Origin of the sequence: Streptomyces sp. NPDC047525 (assembly GCF_040643025.1) — a bacterium.
Lineage (GTDB): Bacteria > Actinomycetota > Actinomycetes > Streptomycetales > Streptomycetaceae > Streptomyces > Streptomyces durmitorensis.
Genome location: NZ_JBEYTL010000042.1, coordinates 1 through 13,568, shown reverse-complemented (window position 1 = coordinate 13,568; position 13,568 = coordinate 1). Strand labels below are relative to the sequence as shown.

The window sequence follows — 13,568 nt, the reverse complement described above, 5'->3', positions numbered from 1 at the left end:
CTCATCTCGGCCGGACCCGTGGCACAGTTCAGGCCGATCATGTCGATACCCAGCGGCTCCAGCGCCGTCAGCGCCGCACCGATCTCCGAACCGAGCAGCATCGTGCCGGTGGTCTCCACCGTCACCGAACAGATCAGCGGCAGATTCGTGCCGGTGGCCTCCAGGGCGCGGCGGGCGCCCAGGATCGCCGACTTGGTCTGCAACAGATCCTGCGTCGTCTCCACCAGGAGCGCGTCCGCGCCGCCCGCGATCATGCCCTCGGCATTGATCTGATAGGCGTCACGCAGCACCGTGTACGGGGCGTGGCCCAGGGTCGGCAGCTTGGTGCCCGGCCCCATCGAACCCAGCACCCAGCGCTGCTGACCCGTCTTCGCGGTGAACTCATCGGCCACCTCACGGGCGATCCGCGCACCCGCCTCGGAAAGCTCGAAGTTCCGCTCGGTGATGTCGTACTCACTCAACGCGGCGAAGTTCGTGCCGAACGTGTTCGTCTCGACGCAGTCGACACCGACGGCGAAGTACTCCTCATGGACCGAACGCACGATGTCCGGCCGGGTCACGTTCAGGATCTCGTTACAGCCCTCAAGGTTCTGGAAGTCCTCAAGAGTGGGGTCCTGCGCCTGAAGCATCGTGCCCATCGCCCCGTCGGCCACCACCACACGGGTGGCAAGGGCTTCGCGAAGGGTTTCCGGAGACGCGGTCACGAGCTGTCGCCGCCCTCGCGGGTGACGGCCACCAGGTGGGGCGAGATCTCCTCGGCGGCGTCCGCGCCGTAAGCGGCCGTGAGATTGGCGAGGAGACGGTCGGCAGTGGCGTCGTACGACTGGGAGCCGACGGTGCTGATCACCTCGGCGGCGACCGCGCAGCCGAGCCGTACCGCGGCCCTCAGCGGCAGGCCCCGGGCGGTGGCGGCGAGAAAACCGGCCCGGAACGCGTCGCCCACGCCGGTCGGGTCGACGACCGGGGCGTCGGGCACGGCGGGAACGAGAAGAGAGGTGCCGTCGGCGCATTGAGCGCGGGCGCCCTGAGAGCCGAGCGTGGTGATCCAGGTGCCGACCCGGTCGAGCACGTCGTCGTGGGTCCAGCCGGTGCGTTCGAGCAGCAGGGCGGCCTCGTACTCGTTGGTGAAGAGCCAGCGGGCGCCGTCCACGAGGTCACGCACCTGCGCGCCGTCGAGGCGGGCGAGCTGTTGCGAGGGGTCCGCGGCGAACGGGATGCCGAGCTCCCGGCACTGCCGGGTGTGGCGGAGCATCGCCTCGGGGTCGTTGGGCGCGATCAGGACCAGGTCCGGCCGGGCGTCGGGGTCAGCGTCCCCGATCAGGGCGGTCAGATCGATGTCGCGCGCCTCGGTCATGGCGCCCGCGTAGAACGCGGCGATCTGGTTGGCGTCCTGGTCGGTGGTGCACATGAACCGGGCGGTCTGTCGTTGGCCGGAGACCAGGACGCCACCGGTGTCGACGCCCTGCTCCTTGAGCGCCACCTCGTACGGCCCGAAGTCGGTGCCGACCGCGCCGATCAGGAGCGGTGCAAGGCCGAGGCCGCCGAGCCCGAAGGCGATGTTGGCGGCGACGCCGCCGCGCCGCACTTCGAGGTCGTCGACGAGGAACGACAAGGAGACATGGTGCAGTTGGCTGGGGACCAGCTGGTCCGTGAATCTGCCGGGAAACACCGTCAGATGGTCCGTGGCGATCGAGCCGGACACGGCGATACGCACGTGAGCACTCCCGTTGGGCGCGTGGGCCGGGGCTAGGGCCCTTGGTCGGCCGGCCGGTGTGGGGCCGGCCGTCGGGTGGGTGGAGGGCGGATCAGAGTCCGGCCGCGGCCTTGAGTCGCTCGGCGCGGTCGGTCTTCTCCCAGGTGAAGTCGGCCAGTTCGCGGCCGAAGTGGCCGTAGGCGGCCGTCTGGGAGTAGATCGGGCGGAGCAGGTCGAGGTCGCGGATGATGGCGGCCGGGCGCAGGTCGAAGACCTCGGCGATGGCCCGCTCGATGTCGGCCTGCGGGACGGTCGCGGTGCCGAAGGTCTCGACGAACAGGCCGACCGGCTCGGCCTTGCCGATCGCGTACGCGACCTGGACCTCGCAGCGCTCCGCGAGGCCCGCGGCGACGACGTTCTTGGCGACCCAGCGCATCGCGTAGGCGGCGCTGCGGTCCACCTTGGACGGGTCCTTGCCCGAGAAGGCGCCGCCGCCGTGACGGGCGTAGCCGCCGTACGTGTCGATGATGATCTTGCGGCCGGTCAGGCCGGCGTCGCCCATCGGGCCGCCGATCTCGAAGCGGCCGGTGGGGTTGACCAGGAGGCGGTAGCCCTCGGTCTCCAGCTTGATGCCGTCCTCCGCGAGTCCGTGGAGGACGTGCTCCACGACGTGCTCCTGGATGTCGGGCGTGAGCAGCGAGCCCAGGTCGATGTCGCTCGCGTGCTGCGAGGAGACCACGACCGTGTCGAGCCGGACCGGGCGGCTGCCCTGGTACTCGATGGTGACCTGGGTCTTGCCGTCCGGGCGCAGGTAGGGGACGGTGCCGTCCTTGCGGACCTCGGTCAGACGGCGCGAGAGACGGTGGGCCAGCTCGATCGGCAGCGGCATCAGGTTCGGGGTCTCGTTGCTGGCGTAGCCGAACATCAGGCCCTGGTCGCCCGCGCCCTGCTGGTCGAGCTCGTCCGTCTTGCCTCCCTCAGAGGCGCCTTCCACCCGGTTCTCGTACGCCGTGTCGACGCCCTGCGCGATGTCCGGGGACTGTGCGCCGATGGAGACCGATACGCCGCAGGAGGCGCCGTCGAAGCCCTTGGTCGAGGAGTCGTAGCCGATCTCGAGGATCTTGTCGCGCACGAGCTGCGCGATCGGCGCGTACGCCTTGGTCGTGACCTCGCCGGCCACGTGCACCTGGCCGGTGGTGATGAGCGTCTCGACGGCGACGCGGGACGTGGGGTCCTCGCGCAGCAGCGCGTCGAGAATGGTGTCGCTGATCTGGTCGGCGATCTTGTCGGGGTGGCCCTCGGTCACGGACTCCGAGGTGAACAGGCGACGGGACATGGTTCTCCAGATTTCTTGTAGGTGGGATGCGGTACGACGGGAGAACGGGGGCACGGCGGTGCCACTCTCCTGGGAGTGACTCGCCTGCCACTCGCGCCTCGTCGGAGTGCCCGTTCCCGGACGGTCATGCGCGGACGGTCATGCGTGGACGGTCATACGTGGGCGGTCATGCGTGGACGAGCTCGCCCACGCGTGACTTCATGCCGCCACCTCCGCGTTGGCATGGTCACCGACGAGCAGTTGGTGCCCGGCGGTGGAACGGCCGATCCGGGCCCAGCGGCCGATGATCGAGTGGTCGAGGGCGGGGACGCCGTCGACGGCGGCGCCCTCCAGGAGGATCGAGTCGGCTACGGCGGAGCGCCGCAGAACGCAGTCGCGGCCGACGGAGACGTACGGTCCGACGGTGCACTCGGTCACGGTGCTCCCGGCGGCGATCACCAGCGGGCCCACCAGGTGGCTGCCGCGCACCCGGGCTCCCGGCTCGATCACGACCGGGCCGCTCAGGGTGCTGGCGGCGTCGATGTCCCCTTGCACGTCGGACCCGGTCAGCCGGCCGAGCAGTTCCCGGTTGCAGTCGAGCAGGTCCTCCGCCTTCCCGGTGTCCTTCCAGTAGCCGTCGTAGCATTCGGCGCGCACCAGCGCGCCGTCGTCGGCGAGACGCTGGATGGCGTCGGTGATCTCCAGTTCGCCGCGGCCGCTGGGGCGCAGCCCGGTGACCGCCCGGTGGATCCGGGAGGTGAAGAAGTAGACGCCGAGGACGGCGAGGTCACTGGCGGGCTCGGCCGGCTTCTCGACCAGGCGGTGCACCCGGCCGTCGGCGCCGACCTCGGCCACCCCGTAGGCACGCGGATCGGCCACCGGCTGCACGAGGAGCAGCGCGTCGGCACGCTCGGCGGCGAAGACCTTCGCCGCCTGCGCTATCCCGTCCGCGAACACGTTGTCGGCCAGGTACATGACGAAGTCGTCGTCGCCGAGGAAGTCGGCCGCGAGCTGCACGCAGTGCGCGAGCCCCCGCGGTTGCTCCTGGTGCAGATAGGTGAGGTCGAGTCCGAACGCGGAACCGTCGCCGATCACCTGGGAGATCTCCGCGGCGTGGGTGCCGACGATCACGGCCGCCTCGGTGATGCCCGCGTCGCGGATGTTCTCCAGACAGTGCGCGAGCACGGGCTTGTTGGCTACGGGCAGCAGTTGCTTGGCGGTCGAGTGGGTGAAGGGGCGTAACCGGGACCCCGTCCCCCCTGACAGTATGAGCGCCTTCATATTCCGCAAGTGTGCTGACGGCTCCTCAAGGAAAGCTTGACGCAGCCCGGAGCGCCGGGCACCCGGGGTGAGGGCTCGACGGGCGGTCGTGCCGTCGTCGACCGGTCCTCGAGCGCGGGCGTGGAGCATGCCCGCATGGCCTCATCGAAGACCGCACCGCCTCTCACCGAGCCGGGGGACGCCTCCTTCGACCGGTGGCTGGACCAGCAGCGCCGCAGGCATCACTACGCCGTGCGGCGCGCGCCGCTCGACACCCTGCCGGGCTGGCGCTTCTGCCGGGACACCGGCGACCTGGTGCACTCGTCCGGCCGCTTCTTCTCCGTCTCCGGGCTGCGCACCACCACCGACTTCGGCACCGACGGGCAGCGGCCGCACACCTGGACCCAGCCTGTCATCGTGCAGCGCGAGGTCGGTCTGCTCGGCATGCTGCTCAAGGAATCCGGCGGCGAGGTGCACTGCCTGCTGCAGGCCAAGATGGAGCCGGGCAACCTCAACGGACTGCAGCTGTCGCCGACCGTGCAGGCCACCCGCAGCAACTTCACGGGCGTGCACCGGGGCCGCCCCGTGCCGTACACGGAGTACTTCACCGGGGACCGGCGCGGCGGGCGGGTGCTCGCCGACTCGCTCCAGTCCGAACAGGGCTGGTGGTTCCTGCACAAGCGGAACCGCAACGTGGTCGTCATGACGGACGACGACGTGCCCGCCCTCGACGGGTTCCGCTGGCTGTCGCTGCGTCAGGTCGGCGCCCTGCTGCTCCGCGACCACCTGGTGAACATGGACAGCCGTACGGTCCTGTCGGCGCTGCCCCCACAGCAGCTCGCGCGCCGTGGCGGACAACCGGCCCCGGTGGGCGAGGACGACGCGCAGCACTCGTTCGCCGAGGTGCTCTCGGTCCTGGCCGACGCCCGGTTCCGCTACGAACTGACTCAGGAGCAGCTTCCGTTGCGCGAGGTCCTGGAGGACGCCACGAGCGCGTGGGGGCGGACCCGGGACGCCATCGGGCGGCGCGACGGCCGGCATTTCACGGTGCTCGGTGTGACCGTGGAGGCACAGGCGCGCGAGGTGGCCCGCTGGTCCCAACCGCTGCTCGCCCCGGTGGCGGGCCTCGCCGGGCTGCTCGTACGGCGCATCGACGGGCTGCCGCACGTGCTGCTGCGGGCCCGGGTGGAAGCGGGCAGCCTGAACGTGGCCGAGTTCGGGCCGACGGTGCAGTGCTCGACCCGTCATCTGCACGGACGGGGTGCGCACCGCCCCGAGTTCCTGGACACGCTGCTCGCGCCCCGTGCCGGGCGGGTGCTGTTCGACACCGAGCAGTCCGAGGAGGGCGGGCGCTTCCACCACGCGGTGACCCGCAATCTGATCGTCGAGCTGGCCGGGGACGACGAGGTGGCCGGGGCGGGCACGCACGAGTTGCCACCGGACTTCTGCTGGGTGTCGGTGCCGCAGGCGCAGGCACTGCTGCGGCACGGCAACTACCTCAATGTGCAGGCCCGTTGTCTGATGACGGCCCTGACGCTGGCGACGCGCTAGGCCGCGGACGCGGCCCCCCGGCGGCCGACGTCCCGGTGCGCCAGGCGGTCCGCGACGAGCCCTGACACGGGCGTGATCTGGTCGACGAGGAAGAAGTGGCCGCCCGGGAACACCTGGAGCTCCGTCGGGCCGGTGGTGTGCTCGTCCCAGGCCGTCGCCTCGTCGATCGAGACCCGGGCGTCGCTGTCCCCGGTCAGGACCGTCACCGGGCTCGTCAGCTTCCGGCCCGGTGTGTGCCGGTAGTTCTCCGCGGCGTGGTAGTCGCTGCGGATCGCGGGCATGACCAGTTCCCGTATCTCCGGGTCGGCGAGCATCTCCACGTGGGGGCCGCCCAACCTGCTGATCTGGGACAGGAGTTGCGCGTCAGAGCCCAGATGGAGCCGCTCGTCGCGGTCACGGGAGGGGGCCCGCCGGCCGGAGGCGAAGAACCGTACGGGCGCGGGGAGGCCGGCGTCCTGCAGGCGCAGCGCGATCTCGTAGCCGAGGACGGCGCCCATGCTGTGCCCGAACAGGGCCAGGGGCAGGTCGTCGAGGTGGCGTACCGCCTCGAAGATCTGGTCGGCCAGCTCGGCGATGCTGCTGACGTTCGGCTCGTTGTAGCGGTCCTGCCGTCCCGGGTACTGGACCGCCAGCACGTCCACCGCGGGCGCCAGCGCCCTGGACAGCGGCACGTAGAAGCTCGCGGACCCGCCGGCGTGCGGTAGGCACAGCAGGCGGGTCCGCGTGTCCGGCGCCGGATGGAATCGGCGGACCCATGTTCCGAACTGCACCGGGGCTTGAGGCACGGCCAGAGGTTCCTTTCGGGAAGCGTCCTGCGGCACGCGACCTTCATGACGGTCGTGCCACTGTGGTGCACCCAGCTCTAATCGCGTGTACTCGAGCTTCGCTGGAGTGGCACCACCGGCACCACCGGCTTCACCGGCTTCACCGGCGCGGCGGCATCGGGCTCAGGCGTCCCTGCGCCCCGGCAGGTACTGGTCCAGCACGATGGCCAGGAACTTCGTGTGGTCCGGGAGCCCCGACTCGGCCACAAGGCCGTCGATGACCGCGCGCTGCGCCCGCGTCGGCTTGTACTGGAGCTGTACGGGCCCCAGGCCGCGCAGGTCCGTGTTGTCGGGCGCCACGGCGAACAGCTTGGACTGGAACTTGGGCGCCCTGCGCGCGTCCTCGACGACCTGGGCGAGGCCCTTCTCGACAGCCGCCTCGACGGCGAGGAACACGATCTGTGTGTGCGTCAGGTCGCTCTGCTTGCCCAGCTTCCGGAAGCGGTTGGCGACGTTCGTCGAGACGTAGAAGCCGACCGGCCTTGCGGTGTCCGCATCGTTGACGGCCTGCGGCGGCTCCTCGACCAGTTCGCGTGTCGGCGACGGCACGACGGCCACGGGCGCCACCGGAGCGGGGTGCGGCTGCACCGGAGCGGGCTGGAGCGGAGCGGCGGCCGGCGTCGAGGTCTGCGGGGTGGCCCAGCCCGCGAGCGCGTTGGACGACGGCGCTCCCCCACTGAACAGATTGCCGACGCCCTCGTCGGACATCGTCTGCTCGTCGTCGTGGTCGACGGGGGCCTTCTTGTTCTTCGGCGGTGTCATGCCGCGGCTTCCTTCCTCAGTTCGAGCGCCCTGGCGAACATCTCTTCGGTGAATCCTTCGTAGTCTGCGGAAAGCCCCTCGGCGGTCTCGGGGATCGACCGATCGCCGTTCGCCCGTCGTTCCGCCAGCTCCTGCACCAGGAGTCCGCGCTTGCGCACGAGCCGTGCCACCGACTCCGTGTGCCCGATCAGATGCTTGAACATGTGGGCCTCCTCGCCCAGCACCTTCTGCACCTGACGCCGCACGTCGGCGTGGATCCCGGTGTACGTGCGCCCGGTGTCGAAGAGCAGCACCCCAAGAAGCGCGATGTGCGGGTTGATCTGGCTGACGAACTTGACGTACGAGAACTCGAGCCCGATCTGCGCGAGCCCGTCCTCCGCACCACCGTCGCTCTTGACGGGGATGACCAGCCAGCGCGAGGCGGAGAGCGCGAGGCGCTGCAACGACGGGTTCTCCGGCGGGGTGTCGAGAATGATGATCTGGTACCGGTTCGCGATCGGCAGCAGGCACATCAGCAGCCGCAGATAGGCGTGCGGGCCTTCCTTCGCGAGCAGCGTGTGGAAGAAGATCCCGAACTCGTCGCCGAGCGCGGGGCCGCCCATGACGACGTCGAGGTTCTCCCGGACGTTCTCGCGCGGCGTGAGCGGCGCGCCGGTCCGCAGCGATTCGAGCAGCCCCGCTCCCCCGTCGTTCCACTCGGCCCGCTTGTACCCGAGCTCGCGCGCGATGTTGCCCTGCGCGTTGCAGTCGATGATGAGCGTCCGCAGACCGCTGCGCGCCGCCTTGCCCGCGGCGTTCGCGGAGACGGAAGACTTGCCGACGCCGCCCTTGCCGTTGCCGAACATGAAGATGTGCGACAGAGCCGCCCAGGGGATGCCGGGCTGCTGCGCCTGCGCGTCAGGTGCTTCGAAAGGGCTGGCCATGGGTCCTCACTCTGGTTCAGGCCGGGACAAGATGTGTCCTATTTGAGCTGGTTCGGATAGCTAAAAGTTCGCTCAGAACGATCCTGCGCTCCGCAGGGTCCCAAGAGAGGGTCTGGGTAGGGTCCGAGAGCGCCGATCGGGCCCTGAAACCGGCCCTTGATCCCCTGCCTTGCAGGTCAACCGAGCAATCCGGGATGGGACACAAGCATGTGTGACCGCGGTTGCGGTGGTTGTTCCCCTGACCGCCGAGCACGCGTAGATCTTCGCTGCTGTACGCGTCGACTGTAGTGCAGAGACACCACTTGATATCTCCACCAAGACGGTCACCTCCAGAGCAGTCGTGTCACAAGGGAGTGTGCACACTACCAGGGAGATCAGAACCCTCACCTATCGACACACCGTCATATGGGCAACATGGCATGGAGTTGCACGCACCGGGATGCCTGTCGGCACGTTCCAGTGCGAGCGTGCAACGCTTCCTGTCGCCGCATCAGCGAGCAGGCCACCAGGCGGTTCCGCTGTGGCTCCCACGAGCGTGCCAACCCGCCTGCAACTAGCAGGGCACCTCTCGTGGCGTACGGGCACGTACGCCACGAACTCGACTTGTGTACAGGCCTGTAGGCCTGTTGTGACACCTGCCCGCCTGCGAGCAGAGGGGCAGACCCGCCGCCCTGCCAGTCCCCTGCCCGGCACCCCTACCCAGAGGCGCGGTTGCGGATGCACCGCCAGACACATGGCCATCTGGGCCGTGAGGCTGACCTGGCACCTGGCGCACACACCAGTGCTGACACCTGCTCCAGTTCATGCATACGCGCCTTCGCACAGACCGACGTGCGTCCCTGCTTCCCTGCCTGTCGTGTGCCCGGCAGAGCGTCTTGTGTGTACGCGTACACAGCACCAAGGATCCAACCCTGCCAGGTGTCCGGCGGTGAGACCGGCCTCCATCCCCACCCACATGCCGGTCTGACATCAGGCCACAGAGCCTGCTACGGCACCAGGCTGCGTACGCATGAGGCACCGCGCCGAATACCGCACACACACGCATGGGGAGCGACGGGTCCGTGTCCGAGCAAGCCTGTGTGCCGTTGCCCTGGCCTGTGCACAGGCGGCGATGCAGGTGGCACTGCGGACAGACCGGCGGATCGATGCCCGCGCCGTCACGTAGGCCAGGAAACAACCCAGCGCCTCGGCCGACGACTCGACCAGCTGCCAGGTCCTCCTGCCAGCGCAGGAATCCGTCTACGACCTGACCCATCGACCGGCCTGCAAACAGACACAGATGCAGGCCTTGTTGAACGCCTCGAAGAAGGCCTGCATTCCAGCGCGCACAGAGGCATCGTTCAACACCCGGTTCACTACCCAGCTCAACATCTGGAGACAGACCTTCGAGCGAGTCCACCTCCAGGTGATGAACAGTGTGCACAAGAACCCCTTCGTCCTTAGTTGCATGCAAGCTTGGAGCGATGTTTGCAGAGATGTTTATTGTGGCTGGTCAGAGGCCATTTTCTACCTCAAGAAGTCAGTCATGAGCATAGTCGACGACGGGCCATCTCGCCCTCTTCTCGGGCAGCAACTCGCCACCCTCATCGGCTCGTCTCGACCCTGGCTTCCTCCGGCGCCTCAAGCGGGTCTGCCCCTCAGTGCCCATCCAGGATGGCTCTCTCGCTTCAGCGCTGAGTCCTGCCCTCGACAGGCCATGACCAAGGCGACAGAGCGCCACCCATACTCCTACTGGCACCGATCATCTGACGGCGCCTCGTGCCGTCAGCCTCACGGCCACGCGTCTCGCCGCATCAGCTTCGAGGGCAGCGTGTGCGGAACGGCACAAGGGTTGACGGTGCGCCTCGACTACGCACCCAAGGCGTCACGTTCACGATGCATCCGAGGACGCATGGTTCGGGCACATGCCTAACCCGCCACCGCTTTCGTGCATACGCGGTACGGGCAACGCGCAGCAGCTCGCGTGCAACTGCCGCCGGTTGATCGATGCCGAGGTCGCAGGCACACAGGTCCTACAGGCCTACGAAGCGCTCGTTCCCATAGCATCCAACCGGGGGAGTGGCCGGGATCGGCCGTCTTCACTCCAGGACTTACGCCGCCTCATCATCCTTGCCGCCCGCGTTCCTGCGACCACCCACGAACGGTCACGCCCTCGGCGCGCGACCCAGGCGACTCACCGCCTCTCCCCACCGGCCATGGCCTTCCCCAACCGCCACCGCATCCCGGATTCCGCATCGCTCTGCCGCGCGGCGAACCTGCTCCTGCCACGAGTTCGCCCCGCGGGCACAGCCCTGCCGACAACAGCCGGAGGGCAGACACAAGCGGGCCAGGCGGTGCACGGCTGGGCGAGGAGTCCGCGACGTGGCCTGGTTGAGGAGCCAATGCTGCTGGTCGACTGCGGGGTGCTGAGGAGCCCCTCGTACTGCCCGAGTGCGCCGCCCTTGACGACGCCGGCGCACGGCACCCGCCCCCTCTCCGCCCTCGGCGCCGCCAGGTCTTCGGACCAGGCCACCGTGCCGACCGGACTGGTCGGCACGGCGCGGATCACTCGCCCAGCAGCTCTCCTCGATCCGCACGCGCCCCGGTGGGGAGAGCAAGGCTCCTCACGGCCAAGTGCTCGTCCAGTTCGGCTCGCCGGATGGTCCGCCTCGCTCGTCCTCGGCAGCACACGCGACAGGGGGGATTCCTCTCCCGGGGATCATCACGCCTCGGCACCCGGCAGCTGGGGCAGTGTCTCTCGCGGGCCAGGTTGATGCGGCGGACCTCTGTCCGTTCACGCGCAGACCCGTCTGTCGGCGTGATGCGGTGTCCTGCCGGGGAGTCAGCGCAGGGCCGGCAAGGAGGGCCAGGCGCCCGGCCGGGGGAGGGCCGCGAGAGGCCAGACCGTACGGACGTTGCTCCGCCCAGCGGTTCCACCACCCCTGGAGACTGCCTGCACGCCGCACCCCGAGAACTGGGCCCGAGAAGCCTCGACTCGCAGCCCCGGAGAGCCAGGGCGGGGGAGTGTCACCGGCAGGAGGACGGCCGGCCGCCCAGGACCCACCTCTGGTGCTGACCTCCACGACAGCCATGAGGAGCCGTCAGAACCCGGATTTCGACGCATCCGACGAGCGGTCTCGATCGCGCTGACAGAATTCGTTGAAAGTTGATCTACTTGAGCCGTTCCGGTACTCCGGGGAAGCGATGCCGCTCCGGCTGTGCGGCCACCATGCCCCTCTCCACCCCTAACTGGCCGCACAGAGGCCGAGGCCTGACTGGGGGAGAGGGGTGCCCCTATCTCTTCTGCGGCTTCCTCCGTGAGATTGGGCGACGGTTGGGCAAGCCTCCTCACCGCTGAGCCTCCCTCAGAGCAACAAGCAAGCCTGCAAGGCAAAGCCCCGTCCGGGTCACGGCCGTCGCCCGGCTGCTTCAGTCGCTTGAGCGTTGCTCGAGAGTCGCTTCAGTAGCTCCGCCCGTTCTTCAGTCGCTGCCCTCCGGGGCTCCTATCGGGCCCAGCGACTGAAGGCCAGCTACTGGGCGAACTTCGGTAGCTGTTGAGTAGCTCGGAGAAAGCGCAGGTCAGAGGCGCTTGCAAGAAGGATCAGCGACTGAAGCGACTCAACTGCCGCATATATGAAGCCGTCTAGGTGTACTCGTGTGCGTCATAGATAGAGACCTTCAGTCGCTTCAGTCGCTGTTTTGCTGTGCTTATATCGCTGACCTGCGGTTTTACAGACCCGGGCCGCAGCGACCGAAAGCCGCTCAGTCGCTGCGCCGACTCCCGCCAGTCGCTGGCTCCCCATCAGGCCGTTTTGTCGACACGGCCAACACGGCTGTTTGACCATGCTTCCCAGTCCCACCCGGCACGTTCGCTAGTCTGTGTCTGCCGTTGAGTCGCTTCGGTCGCTGATAGGAGATGTTCATGCCCTTTGAGCTGCGCTTTCCCCCCAGCGACTCGCGACGTTCCGCCCTCGATCCCGCGGCCGCCGCTTCCCCGTTGGCCACAGCGCTGTGGTGCGCCCGCCGGGGCTGGCCGGTGCACCCTTTGACGCCGGGCCGCAAGACGCCCGCACGCAACTGCGACCGCTGCCGCAACACCCCCCACGCACCGGCCGATTGCCCCTGCCTGCCCGCCGGTCGCTGGTGCCACGGCTTCCACGCCGCCACCCTCGACCAGCGTCGTATCCAGCGATGGTGGACCGCACAGCCGGACTTCGGCGTCGGGGTGGCCTGCGGGCCCGCAGGCCTGGTCGTCGTCGACGTCGACGCCCACGACGCGCCTCCCCCCGGCCGCCACCGCATCCTGCCGGGCATCCCCATCGCCGAGCACATCGACCTCACCGGCCTCACCACGGGCTATCACGCGCTGGCGGTCCTTGCCGCGTTGCGCGACCGGCCCAGCCCTGCCGAGGACGCCTCCACCCTGCGTGTGCGCACCCCCTCGGGCGGACTGCACGTCTGGTACCGGGCGGAGGACTACCGCCGCTGGCAGTGCTCCACCGGCTCGGGCCAGGGCCGTGCTCTGGCCTGGCAGGTCGACATCAGGGCCCAGGGCGGCTACATCATCGCCCCCGGCACCACGACCGACGCCGGCACCTACACCCCCATCGGGGAGGTCCGGGAACCGGCAGCGCTGCCCCAGTGGCTGGCCCAGGAGCTGGAACGCACCGGACACCTGCCCGCGCCCAACATCCCCGCTCCCCGCCCCGTCCCGCCCCGTGCCCAGCAGGCAGTGGTGGCCGCCGGGGGAGGGCGCCTGCGTGCCGCGCACACCCTCGCCGCGATCCTGGCACCGGTCGAGGAGTGCGGCCGTGTGCCCGAAGGCGCGGGCTTCTCCGACGCCCTGAACCGGGCCGCCTTCACCCTCGGCGGCCTGATCGGCGCCGACAGGCTGTCCCGCGAGGCGGCCGAGCAGGCCTTGCGCGAGGCCGCCGCGGCCGCCCGCCCGGGGCAGGAGAGGCGTTCGGAACAGATCATCGTCAGCGGACTGACCGCAGGACTCAAGCGGCCCCTCTACGCCGACGGAGGATGCCTGTGACCTCCCCCATCCCCAGCAACGACACGCTCTTCGGCTTCGACTCCGCCGCTGTGGCCGCCCAGATCCGCGGAGCCGGTGCCGTCCCCCTGCCCGCTCAGGCCGACGCCCCGTCGTCGGACGTGCCGGTATCCGTGGATGGGTTGTTGCCTGACACGTTGTCGGATCGTGGGAATGCGAAGTTGTTTGTGAAGCTGTATGCCAATGATTACCGGCATGTGCCGGG

9 protein-coding genes and 1 pseudogene are annotated in these 13,568 nt (G+C 69.2%); 3 read left to right on the top strand and 7 right to left on the bottom strand.

Features of this window, described 5'->3' with window-relative positions:
* From ABZ833_RS45375 to ABZ833_RS45360, 4 genes are all read right to left on the bottom strand, one after another.
* Positions 1-704: homocysteine S-methyltransferase family protein (locus ABZ833_RS45375; protein WP_361059922.1), on the bottom strand; the 704-nt coding region annotated here is incomplete at its 3' end.
* A complete protein-coding gene (locus ABZ833_RS45370) occupies positions 701-1,714 on the bottom strand; it encodes a carbohydrate kinase family protein (RefSeq protein ID WP_361059919.1) in 1,014 nt (337 codons plus the stop codon). The genes ABZ833_RS45375 and ABZ833_RS45370, both read right to left, overlap by 4 nt.
* A gap of 91 nt (positions 1,715-1,805) precedes the next feature.
* Positions 1,806-3,029: a methionine adenosyltransferase gene (gene metK / locus ABZ833_RS45365; protein WP_361059916.1), complete on the bottom strand. Its 1,224-nt coding sequence runs from the start codon at positions 3,027-3,029 to the stop codon at positions 1,806-1,808.
* Positions 3,030-3,227: 198 nt separating this feature from the next.
* Complete coding sequence (locus ABZ833_RS45360) at positions 3,228-4,289, bottom strand: glucose-1-phosphate thymidylyltransferase (RefSeq protein WP_361059913.1); 1,062 nt, start codon at positions 4,287-4,289, stop codon at positions 3,228-3,230.
* A 135-nt stretch (positions 4,290-4,424) separates the two neighbouring features.
* Between ABZ833_RS45360 and ABZ833_RS45355 the strand changes: the two genes are divergently transcribed.
* A complete protein-coding gene (locus ABZ833_RS45355) occupies positions 4,425-5,819 on the top strand; it encodes an NDP-hexose 2,3-dehydratase family protein (RefSeq protein WP_361059910.1) in 1,395 nt (464 codons plus the stop codon).
* Here the strand turns inward: ABZ833_RS45355 and ABZ833_RS45350 are convergent.
* The 3 genes from ABZ833_RS45350 to ABZ833_RS45340 all read right to left on the bottom strand — a co-directional run bounded on the left by ABZ833_RS45350 (position 5,816) and on the right by ABZ833_RS45340 (position 8,328).
* Positions 5,816-6,589, bottom strand: a complete 774-nt coding sequence (locus ABZ833_RS45350) for an alpha/beta fold hydrolase (protein ID WP_361059925.1) — start codon at positions 6,587-6,589, stop codon at positions 5,816-5,818. The two genes, ABZ833_RS45355 and ABZ833_RS45350, sit on opposite strands and share 4 nt — an antisense overlap.
* Before the next feature lie 177 nt (positions 6,590-6,766).
* Positions 6,767-7,405 carry a hypothetical protein gene (locus tag ABZ833_RS45345; RefSeq protein ID WP_361059908.1) on the bottom strand — a complete coding sequence of 213 codons (639 nt, stop codon included), beginning with the start codon at positions 7,403-7,405 and terminating at the stop codon, positions 6,767-6,769.
* Entirely contained in the window at positions 7,402-8,328 is a 927-nt protein-coding gene (locus ABZ833_RS45340; protein WP_361059906.1) for an AAA family ATPase, read from the bottom strand. Before ABZ833_RS45340 ends, ABZ833_RS45345 begins: the two co-directional genes overlap by 4 nt.
* Before the next feature lie 3,901 nt (positions 8,329-12,229).
* On the opposite strand from ABZ833_RS45340, the gene ABZ833_RS45335 reads away from it, so the two are divergent.
* Together ABZ833_RS45335 and ABZ833_RS45330 are read left to right on the top strand one after the other, a co-directional pair.
* Entirely contained in the window at positions 12,230-13,345 is a 1,116-nt protein-coding gene (locus ABZ833_RS45335; protein ID WP_361059903.1) for a bifunctional DNA primase/polymerase, read from the top strand.
* Positions 13,342-13,568 (top strand): annotated as a pseudogene (locus ABZ833_RS45330) (DNA primase); the annotation flags it as partial. The gene ABZ833_RS45335 and the pseudogene ABZ833_RS45330, both read left to right, overlap by 4 nt.